Origin of the sequence: Cryobacterium sp. N22, from assembly GCF_002929555.1 — a bacterium.
Classification (GTDB): domain Bacteria; phylum Actinomycetota; class Actinomycetes; order Actinomycetales; family Microbacteriaceae; genus Cryobacterium.
Map to the genome: position 1 here is coordinate 96,940 of NZ_PJJP01000035.1, position 24,494 is coordinate 121,433.

The window sequence follows — 24,494 nt, forward strand, 5'->3', positions numbered from 1 at the left end:
CGGGTGTGCGGAGCTGGAGTTTCTGGCGTGCTGAGCTTCTGGAGTACAGCGCGGGCTAGCGCGCCCAGCCCGCAAAATTGTCGCCGGTGCGAAGGGTGCGCTGCACGGATCGGCGTTGCTTGGGTTGCAGGGCGGCCGCCGTCGCGCGCACCAGCCAGGTGTTCACTGACAGGCCGTCGGCCGCCGCCGCTTCGTCCACCCGCGCCTTGAGGGCGTCCGGCAGGCGGAGCGTGGTGCGCGAAGTGCTCGAGTCGTCGAGGTCGACGGAGGGGTCGGCCCGCTCGTCGTTGTCCGGCTCGGCATTCGGCGCGGTCACGACGAACTCGATCTCGCGGCCGCGCAGCCGCAGGTCGACCGAGCCGGGGGCGAGGTCGCGGGTGATTTCGCCCACAGCGGCCGACAGCACGTCGAGCAGCACGAGCCGCGCAGCGGCATCCAGTCCGGCGGCGAGTCGCTCGGCGACGGCGCGAGTGTCCTCCGCGCCGTTCTCAGCGGCATCCACCAGCTGGCGCTGCAGGTCGTTTACGTACGCTCCAAGTTCCATGTCACCATCATGACACCATGATGGTGTCACGTCAAGCATGAATGGTGTCAGGGTGGACGTCAGCCCTGGGCAGCCTTTTCCACAGCGGCGACGGCCGCCGCAACACCGCCGTTCCACGGGGTGCCGTGGCCGGGCAGCACCCAGGTGGCACCGGTGGACAGAATCGCGCGAAGCGACACGATCGCCTGCTCCGGCTCATCCGTGAACGGCGCCGGCTGAAGCCCCGTCGTGCCGGTGAGCACGTGGCGGGTCGTGAGCCCGTCGCCCACGAAGACCGCATCGGCAATCGGCACATGGATGGCGATGCTGCCCGCGGAATGCCCGGGCAGGCCGATGATGCGGGGCGCTCCGGGCAGGTCCAGCGTGTCCCCGTCGTTCGCGTCCACGGTTTCGGTCAGGTAGGTGGTGCGCATCCCGCCCTTGCGCAGCGAGTAGGCCGCGAAACCCAGAGTGGCGCCCAGCTTCATCGTCTGGCGGGCATTCGACGGTTTGGCCCCGCCCTGGGCCCGGGCCGCATCAGCCGGATGCACGTAGACCGGCACGCCGTGATCCCGCCGCAGCCGTTCGGCGAAACCCAGGTGGTCGCTGTCACCGTGCGTGAGAACGACGCCCTTCACCTCCTCGAGGGTGCAATCCATGCTGGTCAGCTCGGCGAGAAGCTCCCGCCACTGCCCGGCCAGACCGGCATCGATAACCGTCACCCCCTCGGGAGTGACGACGAGGTAGGCGGCCACGATGTCGTTGCCGATGCGGTGGAGGTGAGGTCCGAGTCTCATGATGGCTAGACCGTACCTCTCCTGACGCCATTGCGCTCGTGGCGCCGGACGATCGGGGCGTCAGGCCGAACGACGGATGATGCGCGGCACCACAATCCAGAGCAGGGCGACCACGACGAGGATGAAGACCGCGAAAGCAATGCCCCATGCCCGGCCGAGCACCAGGTCGAAGATGAGCAACCCGATGCCGGCGACCGTGATGCCGACCCCGGCGAGAGTGGCCTGCACGAAATAGTCGGTGTACCGGATGATGCGGCCCTTCGCGTGCTTGCGGAACAGCACACGATGCAGGCTCACCGGCGCCAGGCCCACCAGCGTCGTGAGAACCGAGGTGGCCACCAGGACCAGGTACATGTCGCGCTGAAACGCATCGAGGTCTTCGAACCGGGACTGGAAGACCGCGGCCAGCAGGAAGCCGGTGAGAATCTGGGTTCCTGTTTGGATAACCCTGAGCTCCTGGAGCAGCTCATTCCAGTTGCGGTCCAGGCGCTCATTCTGCGTTTCCCCGCGACCATCGGGGTCTGCGTCGGGTACGTCCGGAACTGGCGAGGCGTGAGACATGGGCTGTACCTTCCGTGAGGAGAGCCGGCAGCATCGGCCACTGCGGGTCGGGACTCACGAGAGTACCGCCGGGCATCCGCTGCCGCAGCCGATCAGACTGGTCGACCGGTGCCAGACAGGACTAACGTTGAGTTAGGTATTGGACTCGTTTCGATGACACGTGCCCTTTGACAGTGACTTTTTGACAGTGACGATGGACACGGCTGGCGGTGCTGATGAGTGAAGTCTCGGGGACACCCCGAATGACGGGTGGGCAGCTGGCCTCCCCGTTCCTGGAGCTACTGCCGATCACGGGTGCGGCCATCTCGGTGATGGATCAGGACCGCCGGGCCTCGTTGATTCACGCCACCGACGCCACGGCCGCCCGGCTGGAGGAAATGCAATTCGATCTGGGTGAAGGCCCACAGTTCGATGCATTTCGGACCGCGTCGCTCGTATCGGTTCCCGACCTCGCGCTGACCGACCAGTGGCCGGCATTCCTGCGGAGCGCTGCCGAGCTGACCGTGGGCGCCATCTTCACCTTTCCCCTCATGCTGGGAGCGGCCTGCACCGGAACGGTCACCTGTTACCGCACCAGCCCCGGAGCCCTCGATGACCAGGCCGCCACCCTCGGCGCATCCCTGTGCCGCGCCATCGCCGGGCCCGCCTTTCGCCGCGCGATCGTCCTCGCCGAGCACGAATCGTCCGACGATGAGGCACCGATTGAATCCCGGCGGGAGATCCACCAGGCGACCGGGATGGTTCTCGGCCAGCTGGATATCAGCGCAACAGATGCTTTCTCACGAATCCGGGCCTACGCTTTTTCTAGCGGATACACCGTCCAAGAGATTGCCCACGCCGTCGTCAGCCGGCGCCTCAATTTCGCAGAGCTCCCAGAGTAGGTAGACATGCACGACACAGACCACGCGGCTGACAACACCCGTGAAGAAAGAATCAACGACGCTTTTGTGCGCGTAGCCGGCACACTGGTCGCCGACTACGACGTCGTCGATCTGCTGTCCACCCTCGTGTACACCTGCACCCAGCTTCTCGACGTGCAGGCGGGCGGCATCCTCCTGGCCGACGGCACGGGAAGGCTCGAACTGGTGGCCTCGACCAGCGAAGAGGCTGAAATCGTCGAGGTCATGATCGTCGCCGCCGGCGCCGGCCCCTGCATCGACTGCTACAAGACCGGTGCCGTGGTGAGCGTTCCCGACATCGACACCGACCCCCGCGACTGGCCGCGGTTCCGCCGCACAGCCCTTGACCAGGGCTTCCGCGCGGCCCACGCCACCCCGCTCCGGCTGCACGGCGAGGTCATCGGCGCGATGAACCTGCTCAGCACGGTGGCCGGTGCCCTCAGCGACCGCGACGCCCAGCTCGCCCAGGCCCTGGCGGATGTCGCGACAGTCGGCATCCTGCACGAGCGCAGTTTCCGCCAGCCCGAGATCGTGGCCGCCCAGCTCCACCTCGCGCTGGACACCCGGATTCTCGTCGAGCAGGCCAAGGGTGTTCTCGCCCAGGTGCGTTCCTGCACTATGAGCGAGGCCTTCGACGCCCTCCGCGACTACGCCCGCGCACACGAGGTCACCCTGCGAGCGGCGGCCGAGGGCGTGGTCAACCGCAGCATCTCCGCCGAGGCGCTGGTGGGCCAGGCCCGCTAGCTGCCTCTGCGGCGGGTCGCTAGGTGTGGCAAGATGCGGCCGTGACCACTCAACCCGAGCGCCGGATGCTCCTCGACACCGCCTCCCTGTATTTTCGCGCGTTCTACGGCGTGCCGGACTCGGTGCGCGCGCCCACCGGGGAGCCGGTGAACGCCGTGCGTGGGCTGCTCGACATGATCGCCCGGCTCGCCACCGAGTTCCAGCCCACCGAGATCGTGGCCTGCTGGGACGACGACTGGCGGCCGCAGTGGCGGGTGGACCTGATCCCCACCTACAAGACCCACCGGGTCGCCGCCGAGCCCCCGACGGATGCCGACCCCGCGATCGAGGTCGTGCCCGACCTGCTCACCCCGCAGGTACCGATCATCCGCGAGGCGCTCACCGCGCTCGGCATCCCGATCATCGGCGCCGCCCACCACGAGGCCGACGACGTGATCGGCACCCTCGCCTCCCAGGCGTCTATCCCAGTGGACGTCATCACCGGCGACCGGGATCTCTTCCAGCTCGTCGACGACTCCCGTGATGTGCGGGTCATCTACACCGGCCGCGGCATGGCCCGGCTGGAGCTGCTGACCGATGCGACGCTGACGGCCAAGACCGGTGTCACCCCGGTGCAGTACGCCGACTTCGCCGCGATGCGCGGCGACGCCTCCGACGGCCTGCCCGGCGTGGCCGGGGTGGGCGAGAAGACCGCGGCCACGCTGCTGGCCGAGTACGGCGACCTCGATGGGATCGTGGCGGCGGCGGCAGACCCCGAGGTGAAACTGGGCGCGGCCGTGCGCGCGAAGATCCTCGCCGCCGCGGACTACCTCACGGTGGCACCCGCCGTGGTGAACGTCGTGCGCGACCTTGCGCTGCCGGACTTTGACGCCCGCATCCGCCCGAGTACGCCCGAGCAGGTTGCCGAGCTGGAGCGGTTGTCAAACAGGTGGGGGCTCAGTTCGTCGATGCAGCGCGCTCGAGACGCCCTCGCAGCGTTGGCCTGAGCCGCGTTGATCTGAGCCGGATCTAGCTCGATCCGGCGATGCGCAACACGACGCTGCCCCGCTTGTGGCCGGCGTCGACGAACCGGTGCGCGGCCACGATCTCGGCGAGGTCGTAACTGCGGTCGATGACCGGCCGCAGGCCGCCCTGCTCCGCGAGGCCCACGAGAAACTGCAGGTCTTCCGCCCGGTAGTCGACGCCGCTGGCGCTGACGAGCTTTCCGCTCTTGCGAGTGCGGGATTTCGCGCGCAGGAGACCGTTGAGATCGGTGATGACCGCCAACAGCGCTCCGCCGGGGGTGATCAGCCGCTGCACCCTGTCGAAGGACGCGTTGCCGACGCAGTCCACGATCACGTCGTAGGTGTCGGGCTGGGTCGTGAAGTCCGAGCTGGCGTAGTCGATCACCGTGTCGGCGCCGAGGCCCGTGACCAGGCCGGTGTTCCGGGCCGCGCAGACCGCGGTCACGTGCGCGCCGAGGTTCTTGGCCAGTTGCACCGCCGCGGTGCCGACCGCTCCGGAGGCCCCGTTGACCAGCACCCGCGTGCCTGGATGGATGTCGGTGCGATTCAGGAACGCCCGTGCGGTGATGCCGCCGAAGACGAGGGCGACGGACTCGTCGAAACTCAGATTGGCCGGCTTGGCCGTGATCGGTCCGTCCTGCCCGATCCGGGCGTACTCGGCGTGGCCGCCGAACTTCGCGCCGAGCATGACGATGACCTCGTCGCCGGGGGTGAACCTGGTGACCTTCTCCCCCACGGCTTCGACAACCCCGGCGGCGTCCATGCCGAGCACCCGCCGGCGGGGCCGGAAGAACCCCAGCCCGACCCCGGCCAGCAGGCCGAGCCCCTTCGGCACGTCACGGGAGCGGGCCCGGTAGTCCGCGGCGCTCACCGTGCTGGCGAGCACCCGGATGAGAACCTCCTCCGGACCGGGCTTCGGGGTAGGGATCTCCTCGACCGAGACCACGTCGGCGGAGCCGAACCGCCGGTACACCGCGGCCCTCATGGGGTCACCTCCGCCCGGTCTGCGCCGACACGACGCTGCGCCATCCGCTCGAGCGCGGCGGTATTGAAGCCCTTGAGGATGAGCCACAGCGCGAGCGACACCTCCCAGGCGAATACGGGCAGAGCCACGAGCAGCCCGATCGGGGAGAACTGGCCGTACAGGCCGAAGATCACCAGCACGGTCGAGAGGGTGATGATCGCCCCGCCCACCAGCCCGAGAATCGCGATGACGCGAGGCACCAGGCGGGAGGAGTACATCAGCGACGCCAGCAGGATCGAGCCGATGCCGAGCGCGAAGCCGGGGCCGAACAGCAGGGTGCCGTCCTGCAGGGCCAGCAACCCGGCCGCGACGGCCTCGAGCGCGCCGCCGTCCCCGGTGGAAGGCTGCTGCTGCCGCAGCATCACCACCGTGAGCAGGCTGATAGTGCCGACCAGGATGATCGCCGCTTCGAGGATGCGGGCGGCAACGTACGCCAGGGCCAGCGCCGGGCTGTGGCGACGGAGAACCGGATAGAGGACCACCGCGGTGCCGACCACGGCGATCACGAGAACGACCTCGAACAATACGCCGACGGCCACCTGCGAGTCGCGTCCGGTGCCGAGGACGTAGCCGGGCGTGTTGAGCACCGGGGCATAGAGAAGTCGGCCCACGATCGCGCCGATTTCGGTGAGCAGAAAGAAGACGCCGGCGAGAATCGCGGTTCGGCGGGTGGGAGTCATGAGAGCTCCTTCGAGGGGTGAAGGTGTACAACGTACACTCGGATGCCCCGACTCTAAGGTGTACGCTGTACTCCTGTCAATGGGCAGGGCCGGTCTCGTTGCGAAGGAGCTCACATGGCTCAAGTTCTGGTGGCACCGCGGGTGCGCCTCAACCGTGATCGTGTGCTGCAGGCAGCCGTCGGACTGGCCGATCAGGTCGGTATCGAGGCGCTGAGCATGCGCCGGCTCGCCGAGGAGCTCGGGGTCGTGCCGATGGCGCTGTACAAGCACGTCGCGAACAAGGACGAACTGCTTGACGGGATGGTCGAGGTGATCGTCGCCGAGATTGACCCGCCGGCCCGGGATGCCGAGTGGAAGACGGCGGTGCGCCTGCGGGTGCTTTCGGCCCGCCAGATGCTCCTGCGGCATCCGTGGGCCCGGTCGGTGCTCGAGTCGCGCACCACGCACACCCCGGCCGTGCTGGACTACCTGGAATCGACGATCGGGATATTCCTGGCCGGCGGGTTCTCGGCGGACCTCACCCACCACGTGATGCACGCCCTGGGCAGCCGCATGTGGGGGTTCACCCAGGAGCTCTTCGACGCATCCGCCGACCCGGCCCGGCCGCCCGCCGACCCCGCCGTGCAGGCCGCCCAGATGCAGGCGATGGCGGAACGGTATCCCCAAATCCTGCAGATCAGCAGCGCGGCCGCGCACGACGATTCGGTCGTGGCGCACGGCTGCGACGACAGGTTCGAGTTCGAGTTCGCACTCGACCTGCTCCTGGACGGCTTCGAGCGGCTGCGGGCCGCCGACTGGTCCTCCAGCTCGGCCACCCGCACCGCGTAGCCCGGACGGTTGCGTCAGGCGAAGCCGAAGACCAGCGGGAAGACCGCGACCACGACGAGCGCCCAGACCCCGTAGACCGGCAGGTATCGGGTCTGCCAGCGCTCGAGCACCGTGAACGGCCGGCGCCCGCGCAGGAACCCGATGGTGAGCCAGGCCGCGCGCACCAGGTGCACGAGCAGCAGCAGGTTGAGGCCGAGTGCGGCGATCTTATTGGGGCTGAAGCCGAATTCGGTGATGCGCGTGAGCATCGCGGTGAGCATCACGGCGTCGACCGCGAGGGCCACGACCACCAGCACCAGCTGGAGCACATCGAAGACGCCGGGCCGGGCGAGAGAATCGCGGGCGGAGATCGAGTAGAGCAGCAGGCTGAGCACGAGCACCAGGATGGCGTTCATCAGGATGAGCAGGTCGCGGTCGACGGTGCCCAAGCCGCCGGCGGTGGCCAGTACCGCGAGCACGGCCAGGAGCATGATGATCGTCAGCGGGGTGAACACCCGGGTGAGCACCGGGGCGATGTTCTCCACCACGTTCTGTTTGGCCTCGACCAACCAGGCGGCCACGACGAGGGCGCCGGGCACGGTGAGCGGCAGGATCCACCCGGTCAGCACCGGGTCGGGGTCCACGCCCACGGCGGACAGCACCGCGACGGTGAGCCCGATGAGCACAGCTCCGCCGAGGGCAAGCAGCGTGTAATAGATCGCCAGTTCGCCGGTGAACCGCACGAAGTCCATCCGTCGGGCGTCGGAGCGCCAGCGGCCGCCGACGTAGGCGATGCCGACCAGCATCCAGAGCAGCACCGGGGCGTGCAGCGCGGCGAGCAGCTCGGTGGAGCCGCCGGCGGCGAACGGGTAGACGTTGAGCAGCACCGCGAGGGCGGCGAAGGAGGCGACGAGGGTTGCCGCCACGGGCACGGTGAGTCGGCGTTTCCAGCCGAAGTAGGCGGCCAGGAACGGGAAGACCAGCAGGCCGAGGTTGCGGGCCAGGCCGGTGCCGTCATCGGACCAGGTGAGGCCGGCCTTGACGGCCAGGCCCGCGCCGAGGGCGAAGCCGATCACCACGGCAAGTTCCCGCCAGGCCGGCGCGCGGCTATCGTCGGCGGCGTCGGGCAGGAGCACGAGCTGCTTCCAGAGCCGATCGGAGTGCTCGCGGGCGAATTCGCGGGAGACGGCGTCGAGGTTGCCCAGCCGTTTGATCGCCACGAGGAAGGCCTCGTCGTGGTCGAGCCCGGTGGCCAGCAGGTCTTCGATCTGCTCGCGGAGGTGATCTTCCAGCTCCTCCACGTCGGCGGTGGCGATGGCCTGGCGCCGTTGCACGTAGCCGCGCCACCGGTCGATCTGGGCTTCGAGGTCGGCGTCGAGTTCCATCAGGCCCACCCCTCCGTCACAACGGATGGCCGGGGCAGGTCCTGCCAGACCTGGCGGAGGGCATCCGACACCACGGTCCACTGCTCCTGCCGCTCGGCCAGCTGCTCCCGACCCAGGTCTGTGATGGCATAGTGCTTGCGTCGGCGGCCAGCGTCGGAGGTGCCCCAGAGCGAGGTCACGTAGCCGAGCCGTTCGAGCCGGTGCAGCAGCGGGTAAAGCATCCCGTCGGTCCACTGCATGCTGCCGCCGCTGAGCTCACCCACGCGCTTGAGGATGGCGTAGCCGTAGAGGTCGCCGTCCGTCAGGATCCCCAGCACCAGCGGGGTGGCCGCGGCGGCGACCAGATCTTTCTCGATGCGCATGGCGCCTCCTATACCTAGAGCTGCAATGCATGAACCCTAGCAGCTCTAGGTATCGGAGCGGGAGCGACTTCCGCACGGCTCGGTGGATCAGGCCGGCGTGGGCAGGCCCCACTGGCGCCGGAGGTAGCCGCCCACGAAGATGTTGGCGATCAGCGGCACCAGGAGGAAGACCGCCAGTCCCAGAGGCCACAGATCGGTGCCCCGCATGACGAGCAGCGCGGCCAGGGCAACGAGGGCGGCGGCGACGGATACGACCGCTGACGCGACGCGAACCTGCGGAGCCCACAGTTTGCCCACGCCGATCATCACGAGCCCGGCAATCCAGCCGACGATCGGCACAACGTACCATCCGGCCGTCAGAACGATGGCGGCGGCGGTGGGATACGCCTTGGACACCGGCGCCGGGTTGCCGGGCGCCGGGATGCCCGGCGCCGGGGCTTCGGCCGCCGCATCCGCTGCGATGGCCCGAGGGTCTCCGAGTACTGCGATCCGGGCTCGGGATGCATCCTCGTCGAGGCCGTTCAGCTCGTCGGCGATGTCGGTGAGGATGTCAGCACGCAGGGCGGCGGGCGCCGCCGCCAGGGCTGACTCGAGCTCATCCAGGTACCGACGGGACGAGGGGCTAAACGAACCGGTGCTGCTCATGATTTGGTGCCTTTCGGTGGTGTTGTCGGCGACGTCGGCTGCGAGCTGGACGACGCGTCGACAGCGATGATGCTGCTGACCGCGTCGGAGAACGGTTGCCATTGCGCCCGGAACTGACCCAGCTGCTCCCGTCCGGCCGGCGTAAGGCTGTAGTACTTGCGGGGCCGGGCCGAATCGGATTCGTCGGCCTGCGCGATGATGAGGCCCTGATCCCGGAGGCGTCCGAGCAGGGGGTACAGGGTGCCGATGCTGCCGATCAGGCCCAGGGACACCAGCTGTTCCGAGATCTTCCAGCCATAGGTCGGCTCGCGTTGCAGAAGGCCCAGCACGCAGTATTCGACCACGCCCTTGCGGAGTTGCGTTCCCACGTCGTTTGCCATGCACAACAGCATATGCTGCATTGCACGCTATTGCGACCTCCCCCCTCGCGAACTGTGAGTTAAGCCCCAGAATTTCGCGATTTTTGGGGCTTTTCTCACGGTTCGCGGATGCTTACGCTCACATCACTTGCGGTCGAGTTGCTCGCGGACCGTGCCGGCGATGTGGGAGAGCGCGATTCCGAGGTTGCGCTGCTGCGTGACGCTCAGCGGGTCGAACACGAGCTCGCGCACGCGATTCACATGACCGGGGGCGCTCGTCACGACTTTCTGCAGGCCGGTTTCGGTCAGCGTGGCGAGTGTGTATCGCCCGTTGCCCGGATCAGGGCGACGGATGACCCAGTCGCGTTGCTCGAAGCGGACCATCAGCTTCGAAAGCCGGGGCAGGCTGCTGTCGCATTGAGCGGCCAGGTCACTGAGGCGCATGGTGAGGTCCGGGGCCATGGAGAGGCGGGCGAGAACGCTGTAGTCGTAGTTCGTCGTCTCGGCATCGCGCTCCAGCTGCCGATCGAGCAGCGTCGGCAGCGCGATCACGACGGTGAGCAGATCCTGCCACACCGCCTGCTGGTGCTCGTCGAGCCATTGGGGCGAATCGGTCATGACACGAAAGCCTACCCCTGGTGAGCCGGTTTGACTTGCCGAGGCAAGTCAGGCAGAGTCTTCTCAGTTGCCCAGGCAAGTCCCGAAGCAGCATTCGGTCCTCACTACCGCAGGGCCGACAACGACAAACACGAGGAGAATCCTGTGAAGGCAATTCGCTACCACCAGTTCGGCGGCACCGACGTTCTGCGCGCAGAGGAGGTGGACCGCCCCACGCCCGGCCCCGGGCAGGTGCTGGTGAAGGTAGCCGCGACCTCGTTCAACCCGGTGGACGACCACATCCGTCTGGGCGTGCTCGCGGCAGCCATCCCGACCCCGCTGCCGATCACGCCGGGCCTGGATGTTGCCGGCACGATCGTCGAACTCGGTGAGGGCGTCACCGGACTCCAGATCGGTGACCTCGTCATCGGGATGTTTCCGTTGAACGAGCACGGCGGCGCCGCGGAGTTTGCGGTCATCGCAGCCGAGTTCGTGGCCACCGCACCCCGCACACTGCCGCTGGCCGACGCCGCGGCACTGCCACTGACCGGGCTGGCCGCCCGCCAGGCCGCCATCGAGCTGGCCGACATCCAGGCCGGGCAGAGCGTGCTGGTCAACGGCGCGGGTGGCGCGGTGGGCAGCATCGTCGTGCAACTCGCCGCCGACGCCGGCGCGACGGTGACCGCTGTCGACGGGCCGCAGCATGCCGACCGTCTGCTCGCACACGGCGCCACCGCGGTGGTGGGCCCATTGGATCTCGACGCCGGCCCATCGGCCGTTGGCGGGCCCTTCGACGTCGTGATCAACCACGTGCGCCTCGACCCGGACGGGCTGGCGAAGCTGACGGCCTACGTCGCCGACGGTGGCATCGCGGTCAGCTCCGCTGGAGCCGTGCCGGCCGACGACGAGCGCGCCGTGCGGAGCGCGGCTGTGTGGGTTGCGCCAAACGGCTCCCACTTGGCGGACCTGGTGTCGCGCCTGGACCAGGGCCGGATCACACTCAACATCGTCGACCGCCGGCCGCTGCAAGAACTGTCCGCCGTTCACGAAGACGCGGCAAATGGAAAGCTCCTCGGCAAGACCGTCCTGACGGTCAGCTAACCCCGCGAACTGTGAGTTAAGCCCCAGAATCTCGCGAGTTTTGGGGCTTTTCTCACGGTTCGCGGATGCGTCGGGCCGGGTGTGCCCGCGGGCGGGGCCAGTGTCAGTGGTAGGTGAGACGATCTCACTATGAGTAGCCCAGACCAGGCACCAACGCCCGCTCCGGACGATGACGACTACTCTCCGGAGCCCGCTCCACCTGGATCCACCCCCTCCCCTGTCGACCCGGCCGAACCTGCGTCGACGGAGTCCACCGCAGCCGATCCTGGGCCAACGGAGTCCATCTCGGCCGAGCCCGGGCCGACGGAAACCACCGCGGCCGAACCCACCGCTGACGAACCTGCCGCTGACGAACCTGCCGCAGCCGACCCCTACGTTCCCCATCCGACCCTGGACGAGTTCGTCAGCTCGGAGCTAGCCCGCCGCACCGAACTCATCGCGGCCGAGGCCCGCCTCATCGCTCAGGCGCAGGCCCGGCAGGTCGAGTTCCTCGTCGATCTGCAGGGTTGGAGTGAGGACCCGCAGGTCTCCTCCCGCCTGCACGGCAATCCAGAGAGCATCCGGCTGGCCGACGTGAATGCGGCCACCATGACCGAGGATCAAGCCCGCGCCGCCGCCTATGGCCGGTGGGAGGACCGGGACGTGGCCCGTCGCACCATCGTGAGCGAGACCGCCTGCCTGCTGCGGATGGCCGAACGCACGGTGGAACACCTGATGGACCAGGCCCTCTGGGTGATGAGCGCCCCGGCGACCTTCGCGGCCCTCTGCGCCGGAGAGATCAGCTACCGGCACGCCACCGTGCTCGTCGACCAGATGCGCACCCTCCCCGACGACGAGCACGCGGCGTTCGAAGAGCAGGTGTTGCCGGACGCGAAGAGACTGCCGGTGAACCGGTTCAAGGACAAAGCCCGTCGCCTGCGGGAGCGGCTGCATCCGGAGTCCATCGTGATCCGCACCAAGAACGCCCTCGCCGAACGGTACAGCCGGTGGGAGGCCGCCCCGGATGGGATGGGCTGGTTGCACTGGTACGGCACCGCCCACGACACCAAAGCCGCCTACGACCGGATCAACTCGATGGCGGTGAGCCTGAAAAAGACCGGCGACCCGATGCCGGCCGATGGAGAGGTGAATGGCGATGAGGAGCTGACCCGGCGCACCCTCGACCAACTCCGCGCTGACATCACCCGGGCACTGCTGCTGGACGGCATCACGCCCGACGGGATGGGAGCCGGGATCCGCGGCACGGTCATGATCACCGTGCCGGTGCTCACCCTGCTGGGCCTGGACGAGGAACCCGCCACCCTCGAAGGCTACGGGCCNCGAAGGCTACGGGCCGATCTCGCCCGAGGCCGCGCGGGAGATCGCCGGACATGCGCCGAGCTTCACCCGGCTGCTCACCCATCCGGAGACCGGGGTGGTGCTCTCGCTGGGAAAGACCCAGCACAAGAACACCAAGGCCATGAAGAAGTGGCTGCGGGTGCGGGATGAATCCTGCCGGTTCCCGGGCTGTTCCCGCCCGGCGGTAAAGTGCGACGTCGATCACACCGACGACTGGGCCGGCGGCGGCAGAACCGACTGCGACAACCTCGCCCACCTCTGCGAACCCCACCACCGGCTCAAGCACCTCAGCCAATGGCGAGTGACCCAGAAACCGGGCGGCATCCTCCTCTGGACCTCACCGGGGAAACGCAGCTACCGCACCGACCCGGCCAACCCGATGGCACCACCCCGGCCCCGGCCCCCAGTGGTGGGCCCGAAAACCCGGAAGCGGCCCGCAGACGAGAGCTACCTGACGCCGCCGCGGCACCGGCCGGCCCGGAAGCCGACACCACCGGTACCCGAAAACCCGCCGTTCTAGGCGTTCGCCGAGTGGCCCAAGGCAGGGTTCCGTACACTCGGATCCATGTCCCCGATGAGAGCAGAATACGAGATCCGCCGGTTCGAGCCGGCAGCCCCCGGCGAGCCCGGATATCCCGAAGCGACAGCCTGGGACAGCGCGGTGTCGTTTGGGTTCCATGAGGAGCGCAGCAGCGACGAGCGGGTGCAGGAATCCATCGCCAGGAGCCGGGTGGACGGCGCGGTGTTCACCGGGGCGTACCAAACGAGCCAGCCTGCCCCGCATTCACTGGGCAGCGAGGTGCCCGTGGCCACGTTTGGCACCCAGCCGAGCACGCTCAACATCGGATTCGGCAGATTGCTGGATGCGCATCTGATCACCGGCGTGACGGTGCGCACCTCACACCGGCGTCGCGGGCTGCTCCGCCGCATGATGACCGAAGACCTCGCCCTGGCCAAGGGCAAGGGAATCGCGATCGCCGCCCTCACCGCATCGGAAGCGTCGATCTATGGCCGGTTCGGTTTCGGTGTGGCTACCGCAGAGCAGAGCATCACGGTAGATACCGGCGCCAAGTTCCGCCTCGACCATGTGCCGGTGGGAACGGTGGAGGTGGCCGACCCCAAGGTGCTTCTCGAGCTGGCGCAGCAGGTCTTCGCCCGGCTGCACGGCGAACAGCCGGGGTCCATTGGCCGTCAGGAGTTCTACCGTCAGCTGGCCGCCGGGGCGGCGAGTCGCGAGGGCGGTCCAGACGCCAAGGTGAAGGCGGCACTGCATTATGGGCCCGACGGCGCGGTGGACGGCTACGTCTCGTACCGATTCGGCGGCTGGGACAAGACGCCCGCGACGATGGAGATTGTGGACCTGGTGGCCGTCACCCCGACGGCCTACCTGGAGCTCTGGCAGTATCTGGCGGCCATCGACCTGGTGGAGCGCATCACCTGGAACGAGGCGCCGGTGGACAACCCGCTCAGCTGGGCGCTGACCGACCCGCGTTGCGTGACGGCGTCGAACCCGCGGGACCTGCTCTGGTTGCGCATCCTCGATGTGCGCCAGGCACTCGAAGCGCGCCGCTTCGCCGCCGACGGCACGCTCGTTCTGCGAGTCACCGACGGCCTGGGTCTCACCGCGGGCACCTTCGCGCTCGAGGTGCACGACGGCACGGCGCGGGTCACCGCATCCGCCGCGGCACCCGACCTGGAATTGGACATCGCCGCCCTCTCCTCCGTCTACCTGGGCGCGGTGAACCCCGTGTCACTGGCGGCGGCCAACAAAGTGCGCGAACACACGCCGGGTGCAGCGTTCCTGGCCGCCAGACTCTTCGCGGTTGAGCGCCCCGCCCACTGCCTGACGCACTTCTAACCGGATGCCGCCGAGCGGGCGCCCGGAGACCACGGGCGTCCGCTTGGTGTGCGGAGCGGGTCAGGCCTGCCGGTCAAGCAGCACGTAGGTGTACGCAGATAGGGTCGCCGCATCCACGATGTCTCCCTTGCGGATCATGCGCCGGAAGTCGTCTTCGCTGAACCAGCGGTGCACCATGTCCTGCTCGGTGATCTCGCGCTCCGGCGGCCCGGGCGTGAGCTCGGTGGCCAGATACAGATCGCAGCCCTGGCTGCTGTGCCCGTAGGCGCTGTAGAAATGGGCCAGGTGCCGCACTTCGCCGGCACGCATCCCGGTCTCTTCCTGCAGCTCGGCGCGGGCCAGGTCCTCCTGGCTGCCGTCATTCTCACCGGGCCAGGAGCCCTGCGGGAACTCCCAGGCCCGCCGCCCCACCGTGTACCGGAACTGCTCGACCAGCCAGAATCCGCCGTCGACAAACGGCACGACGATGGCGAAGTCGGGCTTGTCGACGACACCATAGATGCCTGTTGAGCCGTCCGGACGGCGCACGACGTCTTCTCGCACGGTCATCCAGGCGTTACGGTAAGCCTCCCGCGTTGACAGGGCTTCAATCATGGGCACCGCCTCTCGGTCCCATCCAACCACGGCCACAAAGCTCCCCGCCCGCAAAGGCGCCCCCGCAGCCAGGGGGGAGCTGGCTGCGGGGGCGCTCTGCGCTGCGAACGCTAGGCGTGCTTGCGGCGAACCTTGAACATGACGGCTGCGCCGATGAGGATGGTCAGCAGACTGAACACCCCAGCACCCAACAGGCGATCGGAGTCCACCCCGGTGTGCGCGAGTGCACCCAGAGACTTCAGGGTCACTCTCACGCTGTCGTGGTCGGCAATGCCCGGACCCGTGGGAGGCGTCGCGGTCACGGTCGCGGCGTTGATCACGAAGCCGGCCGCCTTGTCAGCGTCGGTAACGGCGTACTTCGCCGTCGCCACAACAGTCGCCCCAGGAGCGAGCTCGCCCTGGGCCTTCGGCCAGGCACCGTAGGTGATTTTCGACAGGCCACGCAGTTCATCCGCTATCGAGACGGATGTCAGCGACACGTTGCCCGTGTTGGTGACGGTGAAGGTGTAGCTGATTGTGTCACCTGCAATCACACCGGTCTTCACCAAGGAGATCGCCGGACCGTCGACGAGCGGCAGATCGAACGTGTCCTTGTCCGAGACCACCGGCCCCTGTGGCGGCGTGCCCGTCACGGTGGCCGTGTTGGACACGATGCCGGCGTCAAGGTCTGCCTGCGTCAGGGTGTAGCTGGCGGTAGCCGTCACCGACTGTCCAGGTGCAAGCACACCGGAGTCAGCCGGCCAGGCGCCGTACTTCACGTCCGACAGCCCGTCGAGGGCGTCCTCGATGGATACCGACGTCAGGGTGACGGTGCCCGAGTTCGTCGCGACGAACGTGTAGGCAATCGTGTTTCCGCTCAGCACACCGGTCTTGACCAGTGACACCGAGGGAGTCCCGCCGAGGGGCTGGTCGAACTCGTCCTCGTCGGTGACGATGCCGCCGCCGGGCGGGGTTCCCGTGGTCGTCGCCGTGTTGTGCACGGTGCCGGCATCACGATCCGCCTGAGTCACCGCGTACGTCGCCGTGGCGGTCACCTGCTGGCCAGGAGCAAGAGCTCCTGCGGCAGCCGGCCATTCGCCGTAGACGATGTCCGACAGTCCGTCGAGCTCATCGGCGATTGCCACCGAGGAGAGGGTGACGGCCCCGGTGTTCGTCACAGTGAACGTGTAGGCGATGGTGTTGCCCTTCAGCACACCGGTCTTCACCAGATTCAGCGCGGGCGCACTGTCGAGGGGCTGATTGAAGTTGTCCTCAGCAGAAACGGGAGGACCACTCGGCGGCGTTCCCGTGGTGGTGGCGGTGTTGTCAACGGTGCCCGCATCCCGGTCAGTCTGCGTCACAGCGTACGAAGCGGTCGCGGTTACCGACTGACCCGGGGCAAGAACACCCTCAACGGACGGCCACTGACCGTAGGAAATCTCCGACAGGCCCTCGAGCTCATCAGCGATCGACACCGACGACAACGTCACACGGCCCGTGTTCGTGGCCGTGAACGAGTATTCGATGGAGTCCGCGTCAAGAACGCCGGTCTTGACCAATGAGATTGCCGGGACATCTCCCAAGGGCTGGTCGAAGTCGTCCTCGTCAGCAACTGGTGGACCGCTCGGCGGTGTTCCCGTTGTCGTCGCGGTGTTGTCCACGGTGCCCGCATCACGGTCAGCCTGGGTCACCAGGTACGAAGCAATTGCGGTCACCGACTGGCCCGGGGCAAGAACGCCCTCCGCGGCCGGCCATGTGCCATACGAGATCTCCGAGAGTCCGTCGAGCTCATCCGCAATTGTCACCGAGGACAACGTCACGTTGCCGGTGTTCGTCGCAGTGAACGAGTACGCGATCGTGTCGCCATCGAGCACACCGGTCTTCACCAGATTCAGCGCAGGTGCGCCGTTTAGGGGCTGGTCGAAGTCGTCCTCGTCAGAAACCGGCGGACCGCTCGGCGGTGTTCCCGTTGTCGTCGCGGTGTTGTCCACGGTGCCCGCATCACGGTCAGCCTGGGTGATCGCATACGAAGCAGTTGCGGTCACTGATTGGCCCGGGGCGAGAACGCCCTCGGCGGCCGGCCACGCGCCGTAGGCAACCTGCGACAGACCCTCGAGCTCGTCGGTGATCGACACCGCCGACAACGTCACGTTGCCGGTGTTCGTCGCAGTGAACGAGTACGCGATCGTGTCGCCAGCCAGCACACCAGTCTTCTCCAGGGAGATTCCCGGAGTGAGTTCAGGCAAAGTGACGAGGGCCGGAGCCTCATCGGTCACGGCCGTTCCGGCCGGTGGGATGCCCGAGGTAGTGGCAGTATTCGACACTTCTCCGGCCGTAACATCGGCTTCTGTAAGGGTGTAACTCGCGGTCGCGGTCACCGATTGTGTCGGCTCAAGAACACCCGGAGCACCGGGCCAGATACCGAACTCGATGGACGACAGGCCCGGCTTCGGGTCGGCGAGCGTCACGTCGGTGAGGGCAACGGTCCCCGTGTTGGTGACGGTGAACTCATAGTCCACGATGTCGCCGGCCACACCGGTGGCGCCGGCAGCGAGGGTTCCGGTCTTCTCCAGATCGATCGACGCACAGTTCGTGTTCACGATGCCGATGAGAGTGCTCGCCAGTGCAGCGAATCCGGCGAGGTGGTAGTCGTCGCCCTCGGCCGGTCCGGAGATCTGAGTGATGTGCTCACGGAACGTCGCCAGCTGATCGCCCGCGATGTTGTCGTTCACACCGATCGGAACGATCCGGGTGCCCTCGCCCTTGACCAGGTTCGCGCTGCGGACGGCAGCGTCGATGGTCGCCTGATTGGTGCTGTTTCCCGGGCCCTGGACGGGGTTGGCGTACTGGGTGGGATTGCCGTCGGTGAGGAAGAAGAGCGCGTCGTAGGTCTCGGGGGACTCCGCAATGGCTGAAAGACCGCGGTCCCAGTTCGTGCCACCCTGCGCCTGAGCCGGACGCTGCAGGCCGTTGACGTAGGACACGATCGCGTCGACGCCGGCGGAGTCGGCAACCGACGTCAGCGGCAGCGGCGCGTTGGATCCACCGCTGGTGGCCGGGGCTGTTGAAGCGAAGTTGCTTACCGCGAAGCGCACCGGGTAGCCCTCGAGCGCATTCGCGAGCTCAGCGAGCTCCTCACGGGCCTGCTGAAGCTGTGCGTCGGTGACCGAATTGGACAGGTCCAGGCTGATGGCGAAGTCGACTGCACAGTGCGCGGCCAGGGCCGGATTGGGAGCTGCGGGCACCGTCGACTGCACTGCGAAAGCCGCCGATGCGCCGCTTATCGCCAGAACGGAGGCGAGAGTCGCGGCCACCGCACCCCGCGCGACGTGTCGCGACTTCCTTCGGCGTACGGATGAATCAGGACGTAGTCGTCTCATGTGATCGGGTTCTCCATGGTCGATCGGATGGCACAGCACATACAGAGAACGGCCATGCCCGGCAGCTGGGTTACTGCCGCCCAATGCTCGCCTCTCCCTCGCCCGCGTCAGCTCGGATTCTGCGAATTTCACCCGCCACTTCACCCTTCTCCCGGCAGGCGGTCTGCGGCGCGCATCGCGGCCGGACACCTCCCCTTTGGGGGCGCGGAATCTGCGATATGGCTGATGAGGCGCTAATTATCCCGTCACAGGCCAGAACGGGTGGCGGTAGGCGGCACAGCGGCCATCGGCGGACCGGGCACGGTGGCCTTCATCGACTCATCACCCCAGAGTCTGAGGTCGGAATCATGGCGCTGTCGATGCCCAGAATTGCGAGATTGGGCTGGCTCCGCTTGCTCTCTACGGTGCGGTTGACGGTCTGTGGTCAGGCGAGCAGGTGGGGTGCCGTCGTAGCGACTCGAATGGCACCGTCTCGGTCGTTCACGTCGAGTTTTCGATAGATCGACTTCAATTGGGTCTTGATCGTGTTGGGTGACAGGTGCTCTGCGGCAGCGATCGCCGCGACGCTTCGCCGTTGCACGAGGTGGCGGAACACGACTCGTTCGCGTTCGCTCAGTTGCACGGTCGGGGGTGCGGCTATCGCACTTGTACGAGAGTCGAGTTCGCGGAGCATGCGCGGTTCGAGCGCCGCCCGGTGATGTGAAAGCAGTGTCGCTTGTTCGGGAGCGGTCAGGCGAAGCAGCACGATGCCGAGTTTCTCAGAGGCCACGAGGTCGATTGCCGCCGCGAAGTGCACCCGTGCCTCCTCGATTTGGCCGAGCTCAAGCTTCGCCGCGGCGACGAGCACCAACAGTTCGACGGTGACGCGAGGACTGATCAGAGTCTGGGACAGCCCCGGCGCTGCGAGCACGAGAGCCCCCCGGGCGTCTCCCTGCCGGAGAGCAGCCCACGCACGAACGATGCGCACGGGATCGACCGCGGCGGGAAGGGTGACACCGTCGAGTTGCGCGATCGTCTGAGTCGCCGAGCCGACATCGCCAAGCGCCAATTGCAACTCAGCGACCGCCATCGTGGACAGCCACCCGTTCAGGCCGCTCGAACGCAGGCGCTCTGGCTGGGTTGACAGTGTCGCGCCGACGCGGGCGAGCTGCTGCTGAGATTGACCGGAGGCTCTGGCCAACGCGGATTCGACAAAGAGCCTAAACGCCCAAGACTCCCGGTCGATGTCGGCCGACGGCGCGGCATCCAGTGCCTCTTGCGCATCTTCGAAACGAAGATCACTTACGGCCAGAAGGGCGCGCGCGAATGCGCCCGCTGTCAATACAGTGTCAACGGCCGCCGCTTCCGCTGGACCGTCCTGAGTCTCACGCCCGGCTCCCGGCTGGCGACTCAACCACTGTTCAGCGACGCCTCGGTTACCGGAGAGCGCGTAGTTAAGCGCCAACGAACCCGCCGCCTCCGTGGCAATACGCTCGTTGTCGAAGGTCAACGCTTCATCGAAGGTGCGTTCGTAGGCACGGTTCGCATCGATCAGCTCGCCTCCTAGTTCGAGAGTGATCGCCCATTGCAGCCGGATGTCAGGGAGCACCGGTCGGATGGATGCGATCGCTTCGTCGGAGACGTCGGCGATCATCCCGTGCGCCTCGCGCACCAAAGCCACAGCTTCGGCCATGTTCCCCTGGAACCGTGAGGACACGCTCCGGCTCGTGAGGTCGACGAGGATGTCGAGCAGGCCACGGGGAACGGGTGCCACCCGATGCTGGAACCGAAGCGGGCGGCGATCGCCGCTCACCGGCAGGTAATTCACGTAGGTCTTCGCCGCAACGAGCCGCGGGTTATCGGCAAGGACCGCTGCCGGGAGAGTATTGATCACTTCCAAGAGGAGTGCCTGATTCGTCTGTGTGAGAGCTACCCAGTTTGTCTCGACTGATTCGATCGCGACGGACCACGCCTGCTCGCTCAGCGCGTCACGCAGCTCTTCTTCAAACGACGAATCCCCCATAGCGAATCTATTGTAGGAGGGTTTCTCGTTCGCCCAACCCCCCAGAAGCCGGGGTCTGCGGCGTCCCAATCTTCCCGGCGTGCGGTCCGAAAGCACACCGAATATCGGGTTGGCGACGCGTTTCCCATACATAGTGATTAGACCGTGATCGAGCCTGCAGACGTCGAGGGATCAGACCGGGAATTGACGTCGTGAGGACCACCGAGCCCCGAGGGACGGGCGGGCACTGACGTCCCCTTGCCGCCAAGAGATTGACTAGTACTTGACATCCACAAAAACGTTTATGTAAGATCACTCCCAGATCAACAAAAACGTTTTTGGGATTGGGTTCAATGATGAGCAAGCGTGTGGGTATTCGAGAGGTCGCAGCAGCGGCCGGCGTCTCCGTGACGACCGTGTCGCACTCGCTCAGCGGCGGCGGACAGCTCAGCGACGCCACCCGGGAACGCGTGAAGTCGGTGGCCGAGGGCCTCAACTACACACCCAACCGGCTCGCCAGCGGATTGCGCAGCAAGCGCTCGCAGATCATCGGATTCGTCAGCGACGAGATCTCCACCACGCCCTACGCCGGCCGGGTTCTGCTCGGAGCTCAGGAGGCCGCGGCCGCCAACGACCAGGTGCTGATGATCGTCAACACCAACAGCAACGACCGGCTCGAAAACCGCGGCATCGACGCACTGCTGCAGCACAGCGTGGACGGCATCATCTACGCCCGCATGTACCACCAGGCGGTGCAGCTGCCCGAGGCCCTGGCCGGGGTTCCCACCGTGCTGCTGGACGCCTACACCGACCGCCTCGACCTCTCCTCGGTGGTCCCCGACGAGGAGGGCGCCGCCCGCACCGCGATGGCGCACCTGCTCGCCGCCGGACACCGCCGCATCGGCTACCTCGGCAACATCGACGACATCCCCGCCACCCACGGCCGCCTCGCCGGATACCGCGCCGCCCTGGCCGAACACGGCATCGCGTTCGACGAATCCCTCGTCACTGTAAGCGAGTCGATGACCGCACCGGGTCGCGCCGCCGCCAGCCGGATGCTCGCCCAGCCCGACCGGCCCACCGCACTGTTCTGCTTCAACGACCGCATCGCAATGGGCGCCTACCAGGCGGCCCAGCTGGCGGGCCTGGCGATCCCGAACGACCTGAGCATCGTGAGCATCGACAACTTCGAGGTCCTGGCCGACGCCCTGCTGCCCGGACTGACCTCCATCGCACTGCCGCACTACGAGATGGGCCGCTGGGCCGTCGAACGACTCGCGGCCGAACTGGCCGGCGAGGCCGACGCGGCACCGCAGCAGATCCAAATGCCGTGCCCGCTGGTGCTGCGGCAATCAGTTGGCCCGCCTCCGCATTGACGCGGCGACGAGCCAACCCCCTTACTTCGCGACCGCTGGAACGGCCGCGACGATCGGCGCCCTAGCCGAGACACCCCCAACCCCCCGAATAGAAGGAATGAAGATGCGACACGCAAAGAAGCGCCTGATCGTAGCGAGTGTACTCGCCACGAGTCTCGTTGCCGCGTTGACCGGCTGCGCCAGCGGCACCGCCGGAGGCTCCGACGGCAAGAACGGCGAACTGACCGTCTGGACCCACAACGGCGGCAACGTCGAAGAGCTCGCCGCCGTGCAGGCCATCGTCGACGGCTACAACAAGAGCCAGGACAAGACCACCGTGAAGCTGCAGGCGTTCCCGCAGGCCTCCTACAACGACTCGGTCATCGCGGCCGCGGCATCCGGCAAGCTGCCCTGCATCGTCGACATCGACGGCCCCAACGTGCCCAACTGGGCCTGGGCCAAGTACCTCACCCCGCTGGACCTGAGCGTGGACCTGGACGAGAACCTGCCCAGCACCCTGGGTATCTGGAACGACGAGACCTACTCCGTGGGCTACTACGACGTGGCGCTGGCCATGTTCGCCCGCAAGTCGGTGCTCGCCGAGAACGGCATCCGCCAGGCCACCATCGACCAGCCGTGGACCCAGGCCGAGTTCGGCGACGCACTGGAGAAGCTCAAGGCCACCGGCACCTGGACCAACCCGCTCGACATCGGCACCGGCGACGTGGGCGAGTGGTACCCCTACGCGTTCTCCCCGCTGCTGCAGTCCTTCGGCGGCGACCTCATCGAACGTGACGAGTACCAGTCGGCCGAGGGCGTGCTCAACGGCCCCGAAGCCCTCGAATGGGCCGAGTGGATGCAGTCCCTCGCCACCGACGGCTACATCGCCACCAAGAGCGGCGCCGACTCCGCCCTCGACTTCCAGAACAACGTCACCGCCATCCAGTACGGCGGCAGCTGGGCGGCCGCCAACAACGCCGCCGCGCTCGGCGACGACCTGGCCGTGATGCCCTCCGTCGACCTCGGCGAAGGCACCAAGATCGGCGGCGGCTCCTGGCAGTGGGGTGTGACCACCGGTTGCGCCGACACCGAGGCAGCCATGGACTACCTCTCCTACTCGCTCTCCCCTGAGAACATCGCCGCGGTCGCGGTGGCCACCGCCACCATCCCCGCCACGGATGCCGCCGCCGCCCTGGTGCCCGGATTCGAAGAGGGCGGCAACCTCGCCGTCTTCCGTGAGTTCTCCGCCCAGAGTGCGGTGCTGCGCCCGGAGACCCCGGCGTACCCGTTCATCGCGACGGAGTTCACCAAGGCCACCCAGGACATCATCAACGGCGGCGACCCGCAAAAAACCCTCGACGCGGCGGTCACGGCCATCGACGCCAACATCAAGTCCAACGGCGGTTACACGCAGAAGTAGTCGACCGCGGGGGCGCAGACGTCTGCGCCCCCGCTCTCGCTCAGGGAGACTCTCATGACCAGCACGATCGAACGACCCCCGGCGGCCCCCGTCGCCGGCCCGGCCCGGCACACCCGGCCCAAGCGGGACCGCACCAGCAAGACCGAGAACCTCGCCGGACTGGCCATGCTCACGCCCGCCGTGCTGCTGCTGGCCCTGTTCATCTTCGTGCCCGCGATCCTCGCGTTCGGGCTCGCCTTCACCAACGCCCGGCTCATCTCGCCCTACCCGGCCACCTTCGTCGGCCTGGACAACTTCGTGCGGCTGTTCGCGGATGCCGCGTTCTTCCGGGCGCTGATCAACGTGGGCTACTTCGCCCTGGTCGTCGTGCCGCTGCAGGCCGGCCTCGCCCTGGTGATGGCGATCCTGGTGAACAAGAAGGTCAAGGGCACCACCTTCTTCCGCACGGTGTACTTCCTGCCGGTGGTCACCTCCATGGTCGTCGTGTCGCTGCTCTGGCTGTTCATGTACCGCCAGGACGGCCTGATCAACGTGATCATCGACCGGGTCACCCTCGGCCTCGTCACCGGGCCGGACTGGCTCAACGACACCACCACCTCGATGCCGGCGATCATCTTGATGTCGGTCTGGCAGGGCGTGGGCTTCCACATGATCATCTGGCTCTCCGGGCTGCAGACGATTCCCGCCGACCTCTACGAGGCGGCCGACCTCGACGGCGTCTCGCCGTGGCAGCGCTTCAGGTACATCACCTGGCCGGGCCTGTCCGCCACCCGCAGCCTGATCCTGGTGACCATCACCATCCAGGCGTTGAGCCTGTTCACCCAGATCAGCGTGATGACCCAGGGCGGCCCGCTCAACTCCACCACCACCGTGGTCTACGAAGCCGTCGAATCCGGCTTCGCCCAGCAGGAGACCGGCTACGCCTCGGCGATCTCACTCGTGTTCTTCGTCATCGTGCTGCTGATCTCCGTCGTGCAGCGCTTCCTCAGCAGAGAGAAGGCCTGATCATGGCGATCACAGAAGTGGCCAGCGCAAAAACGGCCCCAACATCCGCCCCGCACGTGGTGCTCGGCCAGAAGACGGCCAAGAAGAAGCGCGCGC

The 24,494-nt window shown here is 67.3% G+C and carries 24 protein-coding genes; 11 read left to right on the forward strand and 13 right to left on the reverse strand.

All coding sequences use genetic code 11. The annotated features are described in order from the left end of the window. Positions 1–55: 55 nt before the first annotated feature. The 3 genes from CXY76_RS10745 to CXY76_RS10755 are packed head-to-tail and all read right to left on the reverse strand — an operon-like array spanning position 56 to position 1,881. Positions 56–544 (reverse strand): toxin-antitoxin system HicB family antitoxin, encoded by a 489-nt coding sequence (locus CXY76_RS10745; RefSeq protein ID WP_104164290.1) that lies wholly within the window; start codon positions 542–544, stop codon positions 56–58. Between the two features lie 59 nt (positions 545–603). After that, positions 604–1,320: an MBL fold metallo-hydrolase gene (locus tag CXY76_RS10750; RefSeq protein ID WP_104164292.1), complete on the reverse strand. Its 717-nt coding sequence runs from the start codon at positions 1,318–1,320 to the stop codon at positions 604–606. A 60-nt stretch (positions 1,321–1,380) separates the two neighbouring features. After that, a complete protein-coding gene (locus CXY76_RS10755; RefSeq protein WP_104164294.1) occupies positions 1,381–1,881 on the reverse strand; it encodes a DUF6328 family protein in 501 nt (166 codons plus the stop codon). A gap of 242 nt (positions 1,882–2,123) precedes the next feature. Between CXY76_RS10755 and CXY76_RS10760 the strand changes: the two genes are divergently transcribed. From CXY76_RS10760 to CXY76_RS10770, 3 genes are all read left to right on the forward strand, one after another. Further along, positions 2,124–2,762 carry a GAF and ANTAR domain-containing protein gene (locus tag CXY76_RS10760; protein ID WP_158253882.1) on the forward strand — a complete coding sequence of 213 codons (639 nt, stop codon included), beginning with the start codon at positions 2,124–2,126 and terminating at the stop codon, positions 2,760–2,762. 6 nt (positions 2,763–2,768) lie between these two features. Then, positions 2,769–3,524: a GAF and ANTAR domain-containing protein gene (locus CXY76_RS10765; RefSeq protein ID WP_104164298.1), complete on the forward strand. Its 756-nt coding sequence runs from the start codon at positions 2,769–2,771 to the stop codon at positions 3,522–3,524. A gap of 65 nt (positions 3,525–3,589) precedes the next feature. Then, positions 3,590–4,510 (forward strand): 5'-3' exonuclease, encoded by a 921-nt coding sequence (locus tag CXY76_RS10770; protein WP_104164300.1) that lies wholly within the window; start codon positions 3,590–3,592, stop codon positions 4,508–4,510. Positions 4,511–4,532: 22 nt separating this feature from the next. On the opposite strand, the gene CXY76_RS10775 is transcribed toward CXY76_RS10770, so the two are convergent. Beyond that, entirely contained in the window at positions 4,533–5,513 is a 981-nt protein-coding gene (locus tag CXY76_RS10775) for an NAD(P)-dependent alcohol dehydrogenase (RefSeq protein WP_104164302.1), read from the reverse strand. Then, positions 5,510–6,232: a DUF4386 domain-containing protein gene (locus CXY76_RS10780; RefSeq protein WP_104164304.1), complete on the reverse strand. Its 723-nt coding sequence runs from the start codon at positions 6,230–6,232 to the stop codon at positions 5,510–5,512. Before CXY76_RS10780 ends, CXY76_RS10775 begins: the two co-directional genes overlap by 4 nt. Before the next feature lie 114 nt (positions 6,233–6,346). On the opposite strand from CXY76_RS10780, the gene CXY76_RS10785 reads away from it, so the two are divergent. Next, positions 6,347–7,060 (forward strand): TetR/AcrR family transcriptional regulator C-terminal domain-containing protein, encoded by a 714-nt coding sequence (locus CXY76_RS10785; RefSeq protein ID WP_104164306.1) that lies wholly within the window; start codon positions 6,347–6,349, stop codon positions 7,058–7,060. Between the two features lie 14 nt (positions 7,061–7,074). Here the strand turns inward: CXY76_RS10785 and CXY76_RS10790 are convergent, their stop codons facing one another. The 5 genes from CXY76_RS10790 to CXY76_RS10810 all read right to left on the reverse strand — a co-directional run bounded on the left by CXY76_RS10790 (position 7,075) and on the right by CXY76_RS10810 (position 10,408). After that, positions 7,075–8,424 carry a permease prefix domain 1-containing protein gene (locus CXY76_RS10790; RefSeq protein ID WP_104164559.1) on the reverse strand — a complete coding sequence of 450 codons (1,350 nt, stop codon included), beginning with the start codon at positions 8,422–8,424 and terminating at the stop codon, positions 7,075–7,077. Then, complete coding sequence (locus tag CXY76_RS10795) at positions 8,424–8,786, reverse strand: PadR family transcriptional regulator (protein WP_104164308.1); 363 nt, start codon at positions 8,784–8,786, stop codon at positions 8,424–8,426. The genes CXY76_RS10790 and CXY76_RS10795 overlap by 1 nt, the downstream gene beginning before the upstream one ends. Positions 8,787–8,873: 87 nt before the next feature. Beyond that, a complete protein-coding gene (locus tag CXY76_RS10800; RefSeq protein WP_104164310.1) occupies positions 8,874–9,431 on the reverse strand; it encodes a hypothetical protein in 558 nt (185 codons plus the stop codon). Then, the gene (locus CXY76_RS10805) at positions 9,428–9,811 is read right to left on the reverse strand and encodes a PadR family transcriptional regulator (protein ID WP_104164312.1); all 384 of its coding nucleotides are present in this window, start codon (positions 9,809–9,811) and stop codon (positions 9,428–9,430) included. The genes CXY76_RS10800 and CXY76_RS10805 overlap by 4 nt, the downstream gene beginning before the upstream one ends. Positions 9,812–9,934: 123 nt before the next feature. Next, positions 9,935–10,408, reverse strand: coding sequence for a MarR family winged helix-turn-helix transcriptional regulator (locus CXY76_RS10810; RefSeq protein ID WP_104164314.1), 474 nt, complete (start codon positions 10,406–10,408; stop codon positions 9,935–9,937). A gap of 144 nt (positions 10,409–10,552) precedes the next feature. Between CXY76_RS10810 and CXY76_RS10815 the strand changes: the two genes are divergently transcribed. The 4 genes from CXY76_RS10815 (at position 10,553) to CXY76_RS10825 (ending at position 14,684) form a co-directional block, all read left to right on the forward strand. Then, positions 10,553–11,488 carry an NADP-dependent oxidoreductase gene (locus CXY76_RS10815; RefSeq protein ID WP_104164316.1) on the forward strand — a complete coding sequence of 312 codons (936 nt, stop codon included), beginning with the start codon at positions 10,553–10,555 and terminating at the stop codon, positions 11,486–11,488. A gap of 129 nt (positions 11,489–11,617) precedes the next feature. Further along, on the forward strand, positions 11,618–12,976 hold the full coding sequence (locus CXY76_RS10820; protein WP_104164318.1) for a DUF222 domain-containing protein: 1,359 nt from the start codon (positions 11,618–11,620) through the stop codon (positions 12,974–12,976). Continuing rightward, positions 12,948–13,346 carry an HNH endonuclease signature motif containing protein gene (locus CXY76_RS19245; RefSeq protein ID WP_146073433.1) on the forward strand — a complete coding sequence of 133 codons (399 nt, stop codon included), beginning with the start codon at positions 12,948–12,950 and terminating at the stop codon, positions 13,344–13,346. Before CXY76_RS10820 ends, CXY76_RS19245 begins: the two co-directional genes overlap by 29 nt. Positions 13,347–13,400: 54 nt before the next feature. Then, positions 13,401–14,684 carry a GNAT family N-acetyltransferase gene (locus CXY76_RS10825; protein ID WP_104164320.1) on the forward strand — a complete coding sequence of 428 codons (1,284 nt, stop codon included), beginning with the start codon at positions 13,401–13,403 and terminating at the stop codon, positions 14,682–14,684. Between the two features lie 60 nt (positions 14,685–14,744). On the opposite strand, the gene CXY76_RS10830 is transcribed toward CXY76_RS10825, so the two are convergent. The 3 genes from CXY76_RS10830 to CXY76_RS10840 all read right to left on the reverse strand — a co-directional run bounded on the left by CXY76_RS10830 (position 14,745) and on the right by CXY76_RS10840 (position 20,639). Further along, complete coding sequence (locus CXY76_RS10830; RefSeq protein WP_233199704.1) at positions 14,745–15,278, reverse strand: NUDIX hydrolase; 534 nt, start codon at positions 15,276–15,278, stop codon at positions 14,745–14,747. 110 nt (positions 15,279–15,388) lie between these two features. Next, complete coding sequence (locus CXY76_RS10835; protein WP_158253883.1) at positions 15,389–18,826, reverse strand: hypothetical protein; 3,438 nt, start codon at positions 18,824–18,826, stop codon at positions 15,389–15,391. Positions 18,827–19,061: 235 nt separating this feature from the next. Then, positions 19,062–20,639 (reverse strand): LuxR C-terminal-related transcriptional regulator, encoded by a 1,578-nt coding sequence (locus CXY76_RS10840; protein WP_158253884.1) that lies wholly within the window; start codon positions 20,637–20,639, stop codon positions 19,062–19,064. Between the two features lie 332 nt (positions 20,640–20,971). Here CXY76_RS10840 and CXY76_RS10845 point away from each other — a divergent pair, with 332 nt between their 5' ends. From CXY76_RS10845 to CXY76_RS10855, 3 genes are all read left to right on the forward strand, one after another. Then, positions 20,972–21,994, forward strand: coding sequence for a LacI family DNA-binding transcriptional regulator (locus CXY76_RS10845; RefSeq protein ID WP_104164329.1), 1,023 nt, complete (start codon positions 20,972–20,974; stop codon positions 21,992–21,994). Between the two features lie 103 nt (positions 21,995–22,097). Then, positions 22,098–23,393 carry an extracellular solute-binding protein gene (locus tag CXY76_RS10850; RefSeq protein WP_369826126.1) on the forward strand — a complete coding sequence of 432 codons (1,296 nt, stop codon included), beginning with the start codon at positions 22,098–22,100 and terminating at the stop codon, positions 23,391–23,393. 54 nt (positions 23,394–23,447) lie between these two features. Beyond that, positions 23,448–24,398, forward strand: coding sequence for a carbohydrate ABC transporter permease (locus CXY76_RS10855; protein ID WP_104164333.1), 951 nt, complete (start codon positions 23,448–23,450; stop codon positions 24,396–24,398). Positions 24,399–24,494: the final 96 nt, after the last annotated feature.

Excerpts from the sequence above, each read along its gene's own strand:
- CXY76_RS10770 (WP_104164300.1), top strand. The coding sequence starts at position 3,590 with ATGCTCCTCGACACCGCCTCCCTGTATTTTCGCGCGTTCTACGGCGTG.
- CXY76_RS10765 (WP_104164298.1), top strand. The coding sequence starts at position 2,769 with ATGCACGACACAGACCACGCGGCTGACAACACCCGTGAAGAAAGAATC.
- CXY76_RS10795 (WP_104164308.1), bottom strand. The coding sequence starts at position 8,786 with ATGCGCATCGAGAAAGATCTGGTCGCCGCCGCGGCCACCCCGCTGGTG.
- CXY76_RS10825 (WP_104164320.1), top strand. The coding sequence starts at position 13,401 with ATGAGAGCAGAATACGAGATCCGCCGGTTCGAGCCGGCAGCCCCCGGC.
- CXY76_RS10750 (WP_104164292.1), bottom strand. The coding sequence starts at position 1,320 with ATGAGACTCGGACCTCACCTCCACCGCATCGGCAACGACATCGTGGCC.
- CXY76_RS10810 (WP_104164314.1), bottom strand. The coding sequence starts at position 10,408 with ATGACCGATTCGCCCCAATGGCTCGACGAGCACCAGCAGGCGGTGTGG.
- CXY76_RS10755 (WP_104164294.1), bottom strand. The coding sequence starts at position 1,881 with ATGTCTCACGCCTCGCCAGTTCCGGACGTACCCGACGCAGACCCCGAT.
- CXY76_RS10780 (WP_104164304.1), bottom strand. The coding sequence starts at position 6,232 with ATGACTCCCACCCGCCGAACCGCGATTCTCGCCGGCGTCTTCTTTCTG.
- CXY76_RS10855 (WP_104164333.1), top strand. The coding sequence starts at position 23,448 with ATGACCAGCACGATCGAACGACCCCCGGCGGCCCCCGTCGCCGGCCCG.
- CXY76_RS10805 (WP_104164312.1), bottom strand. The coding sequence starts at position 9,811 with ATGGCAAACGACGTGGGAACGCAACTCCGCAAGGGCGTGGTCGAATAC.
- CXY76_RS10845 (WP_104164329.1), top strand. The coding sequence starts at position 20,972 with ATGATGAGCAAGCGTGTGGGTATTCGAGAGGTCGCAGCAGCGGCCGGC.
- CXY76_RS10830 (WP_233199704.1), bottom strand. The coding sequence starts at position 15,278 with ATGATTGAAGCCCTGTCAACGCGGGAGGCTTACCGTAACGCCTGGATG.
- CXY76_RS10775 (WP_104164302.1), bottom strand. The coding sequence starts at position 5,513 with ATGAGGGCCGCGGTGTACCGGCGGTTCGGCTCCGCCGACGTGGTCTCG.
- CXY76_RS19245 (WP_146073433.1), top strand. The coding sequence starts at position 12,948 with ATGAAGAAGTGGCTGCGGGTGCGGGATGAATCCTGCCGGTTCCCGGGC.
- CXY76_RS10745 (WP_104164290.1), bottom strand. The coding sequence starts at position 544 with ATGGAACTTGGAGCGTACGTAAACGACCTGCAGCGCCAGCTGGTGGAT.
- CXY76_RS10840 (WP_158253884.1), bottom strand. The coding sequence starts at position 20,639 with ATGGGGGATTCGTCGTTTGAAGAAGAGCTGCGTGACGCGCTGAGCGAG.
- CXY76_RS10785 (WP_104164306.1), top strand. The coding sequence starts at position 6,347 with ATGGCTCAAGTTCTGGTGGCACCGCGGGTGCGCCTCAACCGTGATCGT.
- CXY76_RS10790 (WP_104164559.1), bottom strand. The coding sequence starts at position 8,424 with ATGGAACTCGACGCCGACCTCGAAGCCCAGATCGACCGGTGGCGCGGC.
- CXY76_RS10800 (WP_104164310.1), bottom strand. The coding sequence starts at position 9,431 with ATGAGCAGCACCGGTTCGTTTAGCCCCTCGTCCCGTCGGTACCTGGAT.
- CXY76_RS10760 (WP_158253882.1), top strand. The coding sequence starts at position 2,124 with ATGACGGGTGGGCAGCTGGCCTCCCCGTTCCTGGAGCTACTGCCGATC.
- CXY76_RS10850 (WP_369826126.1), top strand. The coding sequence starts at position 22,098 with ATGCGACACGCAAAGAAGCGCCTGATCGTAGCGAGTGTACTCGCCACG.